We start from the raw sequence: 15,252 nt of genomic DNA, 5'->3' as shown, positions 1-15,252 counted from the left end.
GTTCTTATCTCTTACACCAGCGTGCTGCCGAATAAACAATTGCCCACATGATTTACACTTATATCGCTGTTTTTTATTCTGCTTGCCCCACTTTATTACATCCGTGCTCTTACAGGTCAAACACGCCTTTTTTTGACGATTTCATATAACAAAAAAAGCAAATTGAAACCGATTTCAATTTGCTTGATGTATATTCCTTTATTACAGTCGATTACAAATATTCTACCAACTATTTTTGGCAATTATATCGAAATAATACGTTTAGTTTTCCGGCATATTGGCGGTTATCTGGCCTTCGTCAGATATATTTAGTATCCCTTCAGGGAAATCGGTTTCGGTAAGTTCCCTTATCCTGGTAGCGGCACGGTTAAGCGTGTCTCTTTGCAGGCCTGTATCATGCGCTTGTCGGTATGATAGGATCTTGCCGCTTAAAAATTCTCCCTTTTTATTAACGTAAACTTTTAATACTGGCGCAAGCCCGCAAACCCCGGCAACGCTAACGCAGCGGTACGTGCAGAAATTGCCCAGGCTATAGGCAATTAGCCTGTTTTTGTACATTTCCATAGCGCGGTTAACATGTGGGCCATTGCCAAAAATGAGGTCGGCCCCTGCATCAATAGCATTATGGGCAAATGCGTATACGTCGCCACGTTTTTCGTTAATGAAGCTTTCCATTTTACGGGGCACATGCTCATAATTAACACCTTCGCCGCCGCCATGAAAAGATACGATAACCACATCGCATCGCTGCTTTAGCTCGCTGATGATGCTGGCCGCCCCTTTTAAATCGAGTATAGGAACCGTGTTGGCATTGGGCGCAAATGAGCAAAAGCCGTACTTAATGCCATTTACTTCAAAAACTGTTGATGGCTTTATCAGCAGCCCCGCATAATTAATACCAATGCTATCCAACGTTTGTGTGGTACTGTTGCGGCCTTTAATATCAAAATCGCTGATATGGTTATTGGCCAGGCTAAGCAGGTTAAAGCCTGCATCTTTTAAAACCGCTGCGTATTTTGTAGGCATCCTGAACAGGAAGGCCTTACTTTTTTGATGCAATTTGTAATGCGCAGGATCGCCGGAATCTAATAGCGATCCTTCGAGGTTACCGAATATCACGTTTGCGCCTTTCAGGTCGGGCTTTACTGCATTAAAACTGTTTATGGCGCTATCTGGCGGCAGGGTGGCATTATTGGGGTACGACGTGCCCAGCATAATATCGCCCATGGCGGCAATACAAAGTGAATCGGATACAATAGGCGTGGGTTTTGGAGGTTCGGGCTTTGCGACCACTGCTCTTTGTTGCTTTACCACAACATGTTTTGGTGGCGGTGTTTGGCAAGCCTGCAAAAGTATAACCAGGCAGGTTACAACAGGCAGTGAACAAGGTTTGGTATAAAAAAAAAGTCCCTTCATGTTTATGACGGGACTAAATTAAGTATTTTATTGAATTTCTTTAGTTGCTATTCTCGTCGTCGTTATTTGTTGCAACGTTGCTATTGGTTAGCTGGTCTTTAAATGAGGCTAACAAACGGCCGCCTTTATAAAAGTAACGGCTGTAATAATTATCGTCGAGACTGCTGATGGCCACGCCTCTTGATGATGCATGGGCAAACTTTCCATCGCCCAGGTAAATGCCTACATGCGAAATACGGCGGCTGTGGATTTTAAAGAAAACAAGGTCGCCTTCTTTTAAATCATCTTTACCAACAGGGTTAACCATGCTGAAAATATCGCGTGAACTTCTTTTAATATCCAGGTTAAAAACCTCGCTGTATAACTCTTTGGTGAATGCCGAGCAATCGATACCTTTTCTTGACTCTCCGCCAAAATGGTAAGGGGTGCCAATCCAGTCATAAACAAAGTGAAAAAGTTTCATGTTTGAGGTTGCGGATAAAGCAACACCCATAATTTGAGAGAGGTATGTTTTTGCTAAACCCTCTTGTTCGTCGGTTTTATCCTCGGTAACAGCTGGGGTGGTTTTTGTTTGAGCTTGCGAAGCTAAAACAATGAACATTAGGGCAATAGCCAGGGCAAATTTCTTCATTTAATCCGTTAAAGTTGTTGTTAGGGCCAACAAATTGTTTATTAAATTAGACACTTTGTCTATCGTTGAATACAAAACTATCCATATTTTTTAAATTTGCAAATAAAACGCGCTTTTTTTTCAAAAAATATAAATATAGGGGCTTTACTAAAAATGTTATTAATATAAAGCTAGTCCTATTACGAACGATGAATATTTATGGTTACCCTTTTTGAGCATGAATCATAATTTATTTCAAAATTGAGTAAAAAAAGAATCTGAAAAACAGGACAATTATCGTTTTTTAACGGTTCAAACACAGAAAGTTAGCAGGAACCCTTTGGCGAAAATTAAAATCGGCACTATAAAGTTTGGCAAATCAAACAAAATGCTGCCGATATTGCTTACCAAATGCACGCAGTAAAAAATAAAAAATAAAACTGCATAACATTTGGCTGCGGTTTCGATAATTTAAAGGATATAATTAGATTTGCGCTTTACTCCAAGAAATTGACTGTTTAAATACATGAGTTCAATCGAAATAACTAAGGACACTTACCTGATGTGGTACGAACAAATGCTGTTGATGCGTAAGTTCGAAGAAAAGACAGGACAACTATACGGGCAACAAAAAATCAGGGGCTTTTGTCACCTGTACATTGGGCAGGAGGCTGTATTGGCCGGTGCCATGTCTGTAATGAAACAGGAAGATAGCATGATAACCGCTTACCGCGATCACGCACATGCTTTGGCTAAAGGTGTAGAGCCTAAAGCTATCATGGCCGAAATGTATGGTAAAGCAACCGGATGCTCAAAAGGCAAAGGGGGCTCTATGCACATGTTTGATAAAAGCAAACACTTTTACGGCGGTCACGGTATAGTAGGTGGCCAGGTGCCACTTGGTGCCGGTGCTGCATTTGCCGAAAAATATAAAGGTACCGAGTTTGTGAACATCACTTACATGGGCGATGGTGCTGTACGCCAGGGTGCACTTACTGAAACCTTTAACATGGCCGCGCTTTGGAAACTACCCGTAATTTTTATTTGCGAAAATAATGGTTACGCCATGGGTACATCTGTTGAGCGTACAACCATCCAAACTGATATTTATAAATTAGGCTTGCCTTACGGTATCCCTTCATCGGCAGTTGATGGCATGGACCCGGCCGCTGTACACGTTGCTATGGACGAAGCTATATCACGTGCCCGTGCAGGTGAAGGCCCAACCTTTTTAGAGATGCGTACTTATCGCTTTAAAGGTCACTCCATGTCCGATCCACAGAAATATCGTACCAAAGAAGAATTGGAAAGCTATAAAGCAAAAGATCCGATTGAAATGACCAAACAGACTATTGTTGAGAAGCAATATGCTGATGATAAATGGTTTGAAGATATTGATGCCAAAATTAAAGCTATTGTTGATGAAGCGGTTCAATTTGCCGAAGAATCGCCATGGCCTGAAGCATCTGAACTATATACCGACGTATACGTTCAGGAAGATTATCCATACATTAGGGATTAGTTTTGAGTTTTAAGTAATGAGTTTTGAGTAAAGCTGCAACAAGATTTTAAACTCAAAACTCACTGCTCAAAACTTGCCACTATTATATAAATACTAAATTATAACACATATAAAAAGTATATGGCCGAAGTAGTTAAGATGCCTAAAATGAGCGATACCATGACCGAAGGGGTATTGGCTAAATGGCATAAAAAAGTTGGCGATAAAGTAAAATCAGGCGATGTATTGGCCGAGGTTGAAACTGATAAAGCTACCATGGATTTTGAATCGTACCAGGATGGCACCTTGTTATTTATAGGTGTTGAAGAAGGTGCAGCCGTTCCGGTTGATGCGGTTATTGCCGTAATTGGTAAGGAAGGCGAAGATTACAAAACCGCGCTGGCTGATAGTGGTAGCGAGCCTGCCGCGAAGAAAGAAGAGAAGGCCGCCGAGCCGGCACCTGTTGCCGATAAAAAACCAGCAGCCACCGCGGCGCCAAAGGTTGATTTATCAAGCATACCGGCTGCGGTTATACGCATGCCGCTTTTAAGCGATACCATGACGGAAGGTACCATTGAAAAATGGAACTTTAAAGTTGGTGATAAAGTAAAAGCAGACGATTCATTGGCTGATGTGGCAACCGACAAGGCTACTATGGAAGTTGTTGGTTATGAAGCCGGCACTTTATTGTACATTGGTGTAAAAGAAGGTGAAGCAGTTGCTGTTAATGGCATTATTGCCATTGTGGGTAAGGAGGGAACCGATATTACGCCTTTATTACAGGCTGGCAATGATGCACCTGCACCTGCTGCTGAAGCTGCTCCTGAAGCCAAAACCGAAACTGCTGATGCCGCTCCTGTAGCATCGTCAACATCTGCTGATGACAGCCGCGTAAAGGCATCACCACTTGCACGTAAAATTGCTAAAGATAAAGGCATCAACCTTAATGATGTAAAAGGCAGCGCAGAAGGCGGCCGCATTATTAAAAAAGATGTTGAAGAATATACACCGGCTGCCAAACCGGCTGCTGAGCCAACACCGGCTGCTGCTCCGGCATCGGCACCTGCCGCACCGGCAAAAGCGCCTATAGTATTGCCAACTTATACCGGCGAAGAGAAATTTACCGAAAGGGCAGTTACACAAATGCGTAAAGCCATTAGCCGCCGCTTAAGCGAAAGCTTATTTACTGCTCCGCATTTCTACGTAACCATGAGCATTGATATGGATCAGGCTATTGCAGCCCGTACCCGCATTAATGATGTTGCCCCGGTTAAAATATCGTTTAATGATTTTGTATTGAAAGCCTGTGCCGTTGCCTTAAAACAACATCCTGCTATTAATTCATCATTCCTGGGCGATAAAATACGCACTAACGAGCATATCCACATTGGTGTTGCCGTTGCTGTTGATGAAGGCCTTTTGGTACCGGTTATTAAATTTGCCGATGGCAAATCATTAAGCCACATATCTGTTGAGGTGAAAGACTTTGCCGGAAAAGCAAAATCTAAAAAATTACAACCTGCCGAAATGGAAGGCTCAACCTTCACCATATCAAACCTTGGTATGTTTGGTGTTGATGAGTTTACCGCTATTATTAACACACCAAACGCTTGTATTCTTGCTGTAAGCGGCATCCAGGCAGTTCCGGTTGTTAAAAACGGCGCTGTGGTGCCAGGTAACGTAATGAAGGTTACCCTGAGTGCAGATCACCGCGTAGTTGATGGCGCTACTGCCGCAGCATTCCTGCAAACGTTAAAATCGTTACTGGAAGAACCGGTTAGATTGCTGATATAATTTCGATTTCGGATTTAAATTTAAATAGCGATGGGGTAATACTTCATCGCTATTTTTTTATATCCGCGTACCGTCCCGCTCCTGCGGGATGGTAACCCTGGTGTCAGCTTCCAGCTGACGCGAAGCCTTGTGCAAGGGTATTCAACTTATGCACATGCCTGTAAGTATGATAAATAGCCACAGTGGCCCATTCCAGGCGTGTCAGTAAGCCTATTCCGGTAAATTCGGGTGCAAGGCAGGTGCCTGTCAGATCTTGATTTTGGACAATCTGTTTAAGCTTGTCAGAAACCAAAGAAAGCTCATCCGCCAGCGGGGCTTTGTCATAATCCTTATCATCGGGTATTAATGTAGGTGCTGCAGGGTATTTGGCATCAAAATCTAAAAATATACCTTTTATGACATCTGCATATTGATCGGGGCTGCGTAGCGTAACTTTTACCGGGCCGTTTAAAGTTGAAACTGCGCCCTGCAACGAAAGCCGAAGATGCTCCAGGTGCTGCGCCGGTGTCCATGATCCCTGCTGTGGTAAACGGTTGAAATCGGCAGGTTTAAATGATGCTATAACTTGCATCAATTCATTAATAGTCGAATCGAGCGAAATAGCTAAGGGCTTTGGTAAATTGTTGCCGGGTGCGTTTATTGTCTGCTTCTCCATAATGCTGTGTTGATTGATAATCAAATATCGGCAGGGACAATGTTATCTGGCCGGGGTAATATGGACATTTTAAGGGCTATTTGCGACATGTATTCGTTTCCTATTTCATTGAGTTGAGAGGTCTTTCTCGCAAAGACGCAGAAGCGCAAAGTGATTTGTTTATTTTTCTCGGCGTCTTGCCTATCTGGCCATCCCGATAGAGAAAGGGCAGAGGCTCAATCGGGGGCGCTATAACTATAACTCCTTTCGCATTACATAATCATTCATCCAGTAAGGGCCAATGGCGATATCTTCTTCGTAAGCAACTGTAAATCCCATTTTTTCATAAAATGATTTGGCCTGGTTATACCGGTTTACGTTGAGCTCGAGAATTTCTTTTCCTGCCTCCCTGGTTTTTTCCGCCACTTCGTTTATCAATATTTTGCCGTAGCCTTTACCCTGCGTTTGGGGCAGGCAATATAATTTATGCAGCTTATAGATGTCGGAGTTTTCATCGCGCGGCGAGTAACCAGCAAAAGCAACGGGTATGCCTTCTTCTTCCAGTAGCAGGTAGGTTTGCAGGTTATCGGCTACTTGTTTTTCTATTTTTTCTGCCGAGTAAATTTCTGCCAGCATAAATTCAATTTGCTCGCGGTCCAATATAGCCGAGTAGGTTGCCCACCAGGTGGTATCGGCTATTTGCAGTATAGTATCAACATCGTTAACTGTTGCGGTCCTTATAGTATACATTTTATATATTTCTGTTAATCTCAAATACGTTGATTGGCTTTGGGCTTTCTGCTTTACGCCTTAAGCTTTATTAAGCTTTTTCTTCCCATATCATGCAAAGGTGTAAAATGGTTTCTACAGCCTTTTGCATATCCTGCACCGATACCCATTCCTGCTTGCTGTGAAACGCGTGTTCACCGGCAAAAATATTGGGACAAGGCAGGCCCATGAATGATAATCTTGAGCCATCCGTACCTCCCCTTATGCTGCATAATTTTGCTGTTAAGCCTGTTCTGTTTATGGCTTCCATAGCGTTGGCAACAATTTCGGGGTGCTGCTCCAGTACATTTTTCATATTGCGGTACTGCTGGCTGATAGTGAAGGTATAGGCAGAATTCGGGTACTTTTTTAAAACCTTGTCGGCTGTTTCACGGATCACATCTGCATGGCTTTTCAGGTTATCCTCATCAAAATCGCGGATAATGAAATCAATGCCGGCCGTTTCTACATGGCCATCTATACTCACCGGGTGTACAAAGCCCTGCATTCCTTCTGTGTGCTCAGGCGATAGTTCGTCCGGCAAAGCGGCTACAATTTCACCTGCTATTTTTATGGCGCTTTCCATTTTGCCCTTCGCAAAGCCGGGGTGGGCACTTACACCTTGTATTATCAGCCGGGCGCCATCGGCACTAAAGGTTTCATTTTCCATATTGCCGGCACTTTCGCCATCAATGGTATAGGCGGCGTAAGCGCCAAGTTTGGCAATATCAACATGGTCTACCCCGTGCCCAACTTCTTCATCAGGCGTAAATAATATCCTGATATCGCCGTGCTTTATTTCGGGATGGTTGATCAGCTGGTAACAGGCGTCCATAATTTCGGCAACACCGGCTTTGTTATCGGCGCCTAATAAGGTTGTGCCGCTGGCGGTTATTATATCATGGCCAAATTGGTTTTTCAGATCGGGATGCTCGGCCAGTTTAATAACCTGCGTAAGGTCGTCAGGTAATATAATATCCTGTCCCTGGTAATTTTTATGTACTATTGGTTTTACATCAGTTCCACTGCAATCAGGCGCAGTATCTACGTGCGAGCAAAAGCAAATTACAGGCACCTGCTTATTTGTATTGGATGGAATGGTGGCATACACATAGCCAAATTCGTCAAGATGGGCGTCATGAACACCCATGGCCAGCAGTTCGTCAACCAGTAAGCGGCTTAAATTTTTTTGCTTTTCTGTTGATGGGAATGTAACCGAAGTGGGGTCTGATTGCGTATCAATGGTAACATATCGCAAAAAACGATCGGTGACAGTAAAACTTAGCGGGGAATTAAAACTCATAAGCTATATTAGTAAAATTTTAAAGCCGTTTGTAAACCAGTATGTGCTTTTGTAAATATTGATAAAAATTAACATTGAAAAAATATATTCTTTTTTTTGTTTTCGGCTTTACGTTTGTAACGGTTAAAGCGCAAAGTGGGTTTAACTATTATGAATTTGGTGCTGGTATTAGCGCAAGTTATGGCAAAGCCGAAGCAGATTTAAAAAAGCAGGATTACCATCCGGCAGTTAGTTTGAATTTTGTTTACAATTATAGCCCGTTTTTGCCCATTACTGCCGAGTTGCAAAAGGGCACTTTCTCTGGTGGCGGTGCTTTAAAAAGCCAGGATTTTTCGGGCCGGTATTTTACCAATTCGTATTTATCTTTCAATGTTCATGGCGATTTACAGGCCGGCGAAATACTTGATTATAGTGATAGCTGGGTTTTAGACCGGATTAAAGGGTTATACATTGGCACCGGTATTGGTTTTATATACAACAACATGACGCGCATTGAGCGTTTTAACAGGTTCCCTGAAAACGGAGTAGTGTACCCCGATCCCAATTCGGCTGAAGGTTTCCAGGGAAAAAATAACAGCATGAACGTTATTTTTCCTCTCAGGCTTGGCTATGAGTTTAAACTTTTTGATGACTATGACCAGCCCAGGTACGGTATAGATATTAGTGTTCAACACTATTTTGCCCCAGGTGAAGGTCTTGATGGCTATAACGATCCCACATCAAAATATAAAAACAACGCCATGGACCAATATACCTTTGTAACCATTGGGTTTAAATATAACTTTGGTAATACTACCTCGTACGTTAAACTCATCAGAAAATTTCAGTATTGAACGTAGAGGAATTGCGCGATTATTGCCTGCAAAAACCAGGTACCACCGAAGGCCTGCCCTTTGGCGAAGAAACGCTTGTGTTTAAAGTTGCCGAAAAGATATTCCTGTTGATTGGCCTTACAGAAGGCAACCGGTTTAATGTAAAATGCGACCCTGAACTTGCTGTTGAACTTCGCGAGCGGTACCCGGAGGTAATTCCAGGCTACCATATGAATAAAAAATTGTGGAATACCGTTTATATGGATGGCTCGCTAACCCGTAAGCAGCTTTGCGAAATGATTGACCACTCCTACCTGCAGGTAGTAAAAAGCCTGCCAAAAAAGGTTCAGGCAGAACTGGCCGGTCTGGGTTAGGAATACTTTTTTGTAGCTGTCCTGATTGTTAACTCTTGATTCTTGACTCTTCTAACCTATCTTTGAGCCAAACACAATTCCATGAGATCATTTTTATTAGCCATAGTTCTCTTCTTCGCCTGTATAGGTGCCAATGCCCAGCTAACCCCATTTGAATTAAGCAAGGATAAAAACTATACGGCCACCTATGCCGAAGTTATCAGCTACTATCAAAAGGTAAATAAGCTGTACCCGCAGCAAATGAAAATGATTAATTATGGCACTACCGATGTAGGTAAGCCATTAACATTGATTGTGCTGTCAAAAAACGGTGTTTTTGATCCCGCGCTGATAAAAAAGCAGGATAAACGGGTATTGCTTATCAATAACGGTATCCACCCTGGCGAGCCGGAGGGGATTGATGCCAGCATGATGCTGGTGCGCGATATGCTTAAAAAGAACCAGTTGCCAAAGGATGTGGTGATTTGCCTGGTAGCATTATACAATATTGATGGCAACCTTAACCGCGGTCAAAGCCGTGTAAGCCAAAACGGCCCTGTGGCCTACGGTTTCAGGGGGAATTACCGCAATCTTGATTTGAACCGGGATTTTATAAAAGCGGATAGCCGTAACGCGCTTGCTTTTACGCAGATATTAACCACCTGGAAACCCGAAGTGTTTTTAGACAACCACACCAGTGATGGGGCAGACTATCAATATGTGATGACACTGATAGAAACCCAGAAAGATAAGCAAAACCCTATACTGGCCGATTATACCTCGAAAACACTGACGCCATACCTTTATAGCCACATGAAAAAAAGCGGCTACGAGATGATTCCTTATGGCGCGGGTGAAGAAGGCCTGCCAGATTCGGGCATCGTGAGCTTTTTAGAAACTCCCCGTTTTGCAACCGGCTTTACTGCCCAGCATAACATCATCAGTTATATTACCGAAACCCACATGTTAAAAACCTTTGATAAACGGGTTTATGCCACTTATGATTTTATGCAGCATTTGATTGATATAAACCAGCGTGATGCTAAACTGATAGGCGAACTGAAGGAAAAAGCCGATGCGGCCGTTATCAGCCAAAAAACATTTCCCTTAAAATGGGAGGTGGATATGAAAGCCGTGGATACCATCACCTTTAAAGGATACGAGGCCGGCTACAAAACCAGCGATGTAAGCGGGCTAAAACGCTTGTATTACGATAGGAATAAGCCTTATACCAAAGTGATCAAATTTTACAACACCTATAAAACAATGGTAACTGCCGATAAGCCGCTGGCCTATATAATACCACAGGCATGGGGCAAGGTGATAGATCTGTTTAAGCTGAACGGTGTAAAAATGCAGCAACTGGCGCACGATACCACGTTAAACCTGCAGATGTATTACTTCGGCGATATTAAAACACCAACACGCCCGTTTGAAGGCCACTACCTGCATAGCAGCGTACAATTAAACCCGGTTGATATGGCCGTAAAATTTTATGCCGGCGATTACGTTGTATATACCAACCAGGCCATTAACCGGTATATTGTAGAAACATTGGAACCACAGGGTGTAGATTCTTTTTTTGCCTGGAACTTTTTTGATTCGATGCTGGGTGAAAAGGAATACTTTTCGGACTATGTTTTTGAAGATAAAGCTGCCGACCTCTTGAAAAAAGATCCTGCCCTGAAACAAAAGCTGGATGACGCCAAAGCAAAAGACCCGCAACTGGCCAACAGTGCGCAGGCGCAGCTGTTTTTTGTATACAAAAACTCGCCGTACTTTGAAAAAACATACATGCGCTACCCGGTGGGCCGCATTTTAAACGATACTAAACTCGACCTTAAATAAATGGAAAACCTTATACTGGCTCCTGTAGCCTCGGTAATATTTGCACTAACTATTCTTGTTTCTTTAATCGCCTTCTCCAACCAAAACCTGTATGGCAAGCTCATGCTGCATCCGTACAATGTATCGCGCGGGCATTATGTTTATACCATAATTACCAGCGGGTTTATTCATAAAGATTGGATGCACCTGTTTTTTAACATGATGTCGTTTTATTTCTTTGCCTTCCAACTGGAACCGGTTTTAGGACATTTTCAATTTGGGGTACTATATATGATAAGCCTTATCCTGAGCGATATGCCATCGGTAATAAAACACCGGGAAAATTATAGTTATTACAGTCTCGGCGCTTCCGGTGCGGTAAGCGCCGTGGTTTTTAGCGCTATATTATACAACCCATTGGGTAAAATGATGATTTTGCCTATACCGATAGAAATTCCGGCTGTTATTTTTGGTGTGTTATACCTTGTATATTGCAGCTATGCAACCAAATATGCTCGCGACAATGTAAATCACGACGCTCACTTTTATGGGGCGTTAAGCGGCTTATTAATCACGATTTTATTTCACCCAGGTGTAGTTCCTTTCTTTATTCAGCAAATTACCGAGAAAGTTCAATCGTTGCTGCATTAACAAAATCGCCATTGGCATTAAACAGGAAGCTCATGGGGGCGTTGGGGTTTTTGATGATCTCTAATAGCAGGAAGCCCCAGTTTTTCCAAAAGTTTTCCAGCACCTGGCCGTAAATTTTGTTCATCCAGTCATCAAACAGGGGCTTGCTGCTGGTGCCGCGTAAAGGGGCGGCTTCTATGTAAATGGTATCGCCAACGGGCATCACCTCATATTCTGGCAGGCGGTTAAACAGGTAGGCCGAGTAAAAGAACCGTGCGTTAACCTCCTCAAACTGGATGGGGTGCAACGGTTGATCGGCAATTTTATCCAGCATTTCCTGGTGATAGCGCCCGTTCGAGCCATTATCTTGCAGACAAATCACCAGGCCAAAGTCTTTTATCCGCAGCGAGAAGGTAAGCGTATTGATCTCATCGCGATAGCCAAAAACGCTGTCGGCATTGTCAACCTTAAACAAAGCAATGCTGTAGGGTTTAAAGCCATCCAGTTCAATAGGCAGGTTAAGCGTTTGAAGCATCAGGTGCAGGTTGCTAAACCGGTGAATAATAGCCTGTGATATATTAAACTCTTCGCCCTGTGCATGCTGCTGGCGGATGCCTGCCTGTATCTCGTTAAAAATTATCCCGTATAATAATTTGCCGGCCCATTGAAAAAGTTTGAATTCATCAAGTTCTTTTACAGCTTCATGGCCAGTTTCAAACGCGGCGGCTATTTCGGCTTCCAGCGGTTCCAAATATTGCTCGTTTATGGCGGCGCTGCAAGGGAGTTTCAGGTCCTTGTACGTGGCCATACTTTCGTCAAGCAATTTAAAGGGCTGGTCTTCCAGGTTATAACGGCTCATAAGCCATTGCGGAAAAACCTGTATCTTTTCTTCTTCAGAATTTAAAGCCTCGCCCGTAAGGAAACATTTGCTGTTACTGAAATTAAAACGCTGAAACGGTGAATAAATTTGTGCCGGCATGGCCGCAAAGATAAGCACGAAATTCATTCTAAACTTTTAGCTTTGGTTTTTAACATGGAACTGACATATCAACCCTTCGAATTACAACTTAAACACGCTTTTACCATAGCCAAGTTTTCGCGCACAACCACGCCGGTTATGCTGGTGCAGGCAAAACATGAGGGCGTTACCGGTTACGGGGAGGCATCAATGGTGCCTTACATGGGCGAAAGCCATCAAAGCGCTACAGAGTTTTTAAGTAAAGTTGATATTGGCCGGTTTAGTTATCCTTTTGATTTTGGCGCAATCATTAGTTATTTAGATGGCATTGCACCCGGCAACCCAGCCATAAAAGCAGCCATTGATATAGCCCTGCATGATCTGGATGGCAAAATTAAAGGCCAGCCCTGCTGGGAGCTTTTGGGCAGTAACCCCAGCCTGATGCCTGTAACCAGCTTTACCATCGGTATTGATACGCCCGAGATGATTATCAAAAAAGTAAAAGAAGCCGAAGGATTTAAAGTGATTAAGGTAAAACTTGGCCGCGATACGGATAAAGAACTCATAGGCACCATTCGTTCGGTTACGGACGTGCCATTATATGTAGATGCCAACCAGGGCTGGACAGATTTACAGCAAAGCCTGGATATGACTTACTGGCTGCAGGAGCAAGGGGTGCAACTAATAGAACAACCCATGCTGAAAACCGACCCCGACAGCAATGCATGGCTCACCGAGCGCAGCCCCATTCCCATTATTGGTGATGAGGCCGTACAGCGTTTTGAGGATGTAGAGAAAGCCAAAGACGTATATACGGGCATCAATATCAAACTCATGAAATCGGCCGGGATGTACGAGGCCAAACGAATGATAACCAAAGCGCGCGAACTAGGCCTGCAAATCATGATAGGTTGCATGACTGAAACCAGCTGCGCGGCATTGGCCGGTTTAGCCCTTGCCCCCCAATGCGATTGGGTTGACCTGGACGGCCCCTTCCTGGTAAGCAACAACCCATACCAGATGCCCGGTTTTGCCAATGGTAAATATATTTTAAATAACGATCCCGGATTGGGACTACGCAATGGCTAAGGCACTAATCATCGGCTCGGGCATTGCAGGCATCGCGACAGCGATAAGGCTTGCGGTGCAGGGCTATCATGTTGAGGTTTTTGAGGCTAACAGCTATCCCGGCGGTAAACTATCTGAATTTGAGCAAAGTGGTTTTCGCTTTGATGCCGGGCCGAGCCTGTTTACCATGCCGCAGTATGTGGATGAGCTTTTTACCCTTGCCGGTAAAGCCCCCAAAGATTTTTTTAACTACAAGAAGCTGGATAAAGTTTGCCGGTACTTTTATGAAGACGGCACCCAATTAAACGCTTACGCCGATACAGCTCAATTTGCCGCCGAGGTAAATAATGTTACCGGCGAACCTGTTGCATCAGTAAAAAAGTACCTGGCCAACAGCGCAACCATCTACCATATAACAAACCACGTTTTCCTGGAACAATCGCTGCACAGGCTTAAAACATTTTTGAGCCGGGATACGGCAAGGTCGGTTTTGGGTTTGCCGGGGATAGACGCCTTCCGGACAATGCACAAGGCCAACGAGGGTTATTTTAAAGACGACCGCCTGGTGCAGTTTTATGACAGGTATGCCACCTACAACGGATCAAACCCATATGCTGCCCCGGCAACGCTGAACGTGATACCGCATTTAGAGCAGCACTACGGCGCTTATTTCCCCGTTGGGGGTATGTGTAGTATTACGGGTAGTTTAGTTAAACTGGCGGAATCTTTGGGGGTTATATTCCACTACAATTCAAAAGTGGATGAGATAGTTTTAGATGCCCGCAAAGCCACCGGCCTACGGGTGGGGGGTAACACCATCAACGGCGACGTGATCATATCCAACATGGATGTTTGGTTCACCTATCAAAGGTTGCTCAAATCGCATCCGGGCTTGTTCCCCAACAAAATCCTGGGCCAGGAGCGCAGCAGTTCGGCGCTGATATTTTACTGGGGTATTAGCAGGCGGTTCCCGGAGCTTGATTTGCATAACATTTTTTTCAGTACCGATTACAAAGCCGAGTTTGACCACATCTGGAAGGATAAAGATATCTTTCACGATCCTACTATCTATCTTAATATCAGCTGTAAATATAAGCCGGACGATGCCCCCGCCGGCTGCGAAAACTGGTTTACCATGATCAACGTGCCGGCCAACGTAGGGCAGGAATGGGATACCCTGGTTGCCATCGCCCGCGAAAACATCCTCAAGAAACTCACCCGCATTTTGGGCGACGATATCGAAAACCTCATCCTTTCCCAAACCATCCTCGATCCGCGGCAGATTGAGAGCAAAACCTCATCCTACCAGGGTTCATTGTATGGCACCAGCAGCAACAGCCGGTTCGCGGCATTTTTGCGGCATGCCAATAAATCGGCCAAAACTAAAAACCTGTATTTTTGCGGGGGGAGTGTCCATCCGGGCGGGGGGATTCCGCTTTGTTTACTGTCTGCAAAAATTGTAAGCAGCTGGATTGCCGATGATTTCCCTCAAACTTCTTAAAGTACGTTTTTTACACAAAAAAAGCTCATTTTTATAGCTAAAAACAGCAAGAAGCACATGCAAACCCGCTATTATTT

Annotated in this window: 15 protein-coding genes; 8 read left to right on the top strand and 7 right to left on the bottom strand. The window is 43.9% G+C overall.

Translation table 11 applies throughout. The features are described 5' to 3' along the window. The 3 genes from AC1DU2_RS10030 to AC1DU2_RS10020 form a co-directional block, all read right to left on the bottom strand. Window positions 1–120, bottom strand: a 120-nt coding sequence (locus AC1DU2_RS10030) for an IS1/IS1595 family N-terminal zinc-binding domain-containing protein (RefSeq protein ID WP_477384058.1), incomplete at its 3' end; no start/stop codon positions are given. Window positions 121–261: 141 nt separating this feature from the next. After that, the gene (locus AC1DU2_RS10025) at window positions 262–1,416 is read right to left on the bottom strand and encodes a CapA family protein (RefSeq protein WP_477384055.1); all 1,155 of its coding nucleotides are present in this window, start codon (window positions 1,414–1,416) and stop codon (window positions 262–264) included. Window positions 1,417–1,456: 40 nt separating this feature from the next. Continuing rightward, the gene (locus AC1DU2_RS10020) at window positions 1,457–2,047 is read right to left on the bottom strand and encodes a C40 family peptidase (protein ID WP_477356462.1); all 591 of its coding nucleotides are present in this window, start codon (window positions 2,045–2,047) and stop codon (window positions 1,457–1,459) included. A gap of 505 nt (window positions 2,048–2,552) precedes the next feature. Here AC1DU2_RS10020 and pdhA point away from each other — a divergent pair. Both pdhA and AC1DU2_RS10010 read left to right on the top strand, forming a co-directional pair. Further along, the gene (pdhA, locus tag AC1DU2_RS10015; RefSeq protein WP_477384053.1) at window positions 2,553–3,548 is read left to right on the top strand and encodes a pyruvate dehydrogenase (acetyl-transferring) E1 component subunit alpha; all 996 of its coding nucleotides are present in this window, start codon (window positions 2,553–2,555) and stop codon (window positions 3,546–3,548) included. 120 nt (window positions 3,549–3,668) lie between these two features. Continuing rightward, window positions 3,669–5,321, top strand: a complete 1,653-nt coding sequence (locus AC1DU2_RS10010; RefSeq protein WP_477384051.1) for a 2-oxo acid dehydrogenase subunit E2 — start codon at window positions 3,669–3,671, stop codon at window positions 5,319–5,321. Between the two features lie 103 nt (window positions 5,322–5,424). On the opposite strand, the gene AC1DU2_RS10005 is transcribed toward AC1DU2_RS10010, so the two are convergent. The 3 genes from AC1DU2_RS10005 to pepT form a co-directional block, all read right to left on the bottom strand. Further along, the gene (locus tag AC1DU2_RS10005) at window positions 5,425–5,976 is read right to left on the bottom strand and encodes a DinB family protein (protein ID WP_477384049.1); all 552 of its coding nucleotides are present in this window, start codon (window positions 5,974–5,976) and stop codon (window positions 5,425–5,427) included. A gap of 234 nt (window positions 5,977–6,210) precedes the next feature. Beyond that, the gene (locus tag AC1DU2_RS10000; protein WP_477356471.1) at window positions 6,211–6,705 is read right to left on the bottom strand and encodes an N-acetyltransferase family protein; all 495 of its coding nucleotides are present in this window, start codon (window positions 6,703–6,705) and stop codon (window positions 6,211–6,213) included. 70 nt (window positions 6,706–6,775) lie between these two features. Next, complete coding sequence (pepT, locus tag AC1DU2_RS09995) at window positions 6,776–8,026, bottom strand: peptidase T (RefSeq protein WP_477384047.1); 1,251 nt, start codon at window positions 8,024–8,026, stop codon at window positions 6,776–6,778. 74 nt (window positions 8,027–8,100) lie between these two features. Between pepT and AC1DU2_RS09990 the strand changes: the two genes are divergently transcribed. From AC1DU2_RS09990 to AC1DU2_RS09975, 4 genes are all read left to right on the top strand, one after another. Then, window positions 8,101–8,859, top strand: a complete 759-nt coding sequence (locus AC1DU2_RS09990; RefSeq protein WP_477356475.1) for a hypothetical protein — start codon at window positions 8,101–8,103, stop codon at window positions 8,857–8,859. Beyond that, window positions 8,856–9,212, top strand: a complete 357-nt coding sequence (locus AC1DU2_RS09985) for an MmcQ/YjbR family DNA-binding protein (protein WP_477384045.1) — start codon at window positions 8,856–8,858, stop codon at window positions 9,210–9,212. Before AC1DU2_RS09990 ends, AC1DU2_RS09985 begins: the two co-directional genes overlap by 4 nt. Window positions 9,213–9,293: 81 nt before the next feature. Continuing rightward, window positions 9,294–11,039 (top strand): M14 family zinc carboxypeptidase, encoded by a 1,746-nt coding sequence (locus tag AC1DU2_RS09980; RefSeq protein WP_477384043.1) that lies wholly within the window; start codon window positions 9,294–9,296, stop codon window positions 11,037–11,039. Beyond that, window positions 11,040–11,669, top strand: a complete 630-nt coding sequence (locus AC1DU2_RS09975; protein ID WP_477384041.1) for a rhomboid family intramembrane serine protease — start codon at window positions 11,040–11,042, stop codon at window positions 11,667–11,669. Here the strand turns inward: AC1DU2_RS09975 and AC1DU2_RS09970 are convergent. After that, a complete protein-coding gene (locus AC1DU2_RS09970) occupies window positions 11,638–12,654 on the bottom strand; it encodes a hypothetical protein (RefSeq protein ID WP_477384039.1) in 1,017 nt (338 codons plus the stop codon). The genes AC1DU2_RS09975 and AC1DU2_RS09970 overlap by 32 nt on opposite strands. Before the next feature lie 27 nt (window positions 12,655–12,681). Here AC1DU2_RS09970 and AC1DU2_RS09965 point away from each other — a divergent pair, with 27 nt between their 5' ends. Together AC1DU2_RS09965 and crtD are read left to right on the top strand one after the other, a co-directional pair. Continuing rightward, complete coding sequence (locus AC1DU2_RS09965) at window positions 12,682–13,695, top strand: dipeptide epimerase (protein ID WP_477384037.1); 1,014 nt, start codon at window positions 12,682–12,684, stop codon at window positions 13,693–13,695. Then, window positions 13,688–15,175: a 1-hydroxycarotenoid 3,4-desaturase CrtD gene (gene crtD, locus AC1DU2_RS09960; protein ID WP_477384035.1), complete on the top strand. Its 1,488-nt coding sequence runs from the start codon at window positions 13,688–13,690 to the stop codon at window positions 15,173–15,175. The genes AC1DU2_RS09965 and crtD overlap by 8 nt, the downstream gene beginning before the upstream one ends. Window positions 15,176–15,252: the final 77 nt, after the last annotated feature.

This window comes from Mucilaginibacter sp. P4_C11 (assembly GCF_056402115.1).
Note: the sequence above shows the minus strand (reverse complement) of the source record. Positions and strands in the feature narration are given on the sequence as shown.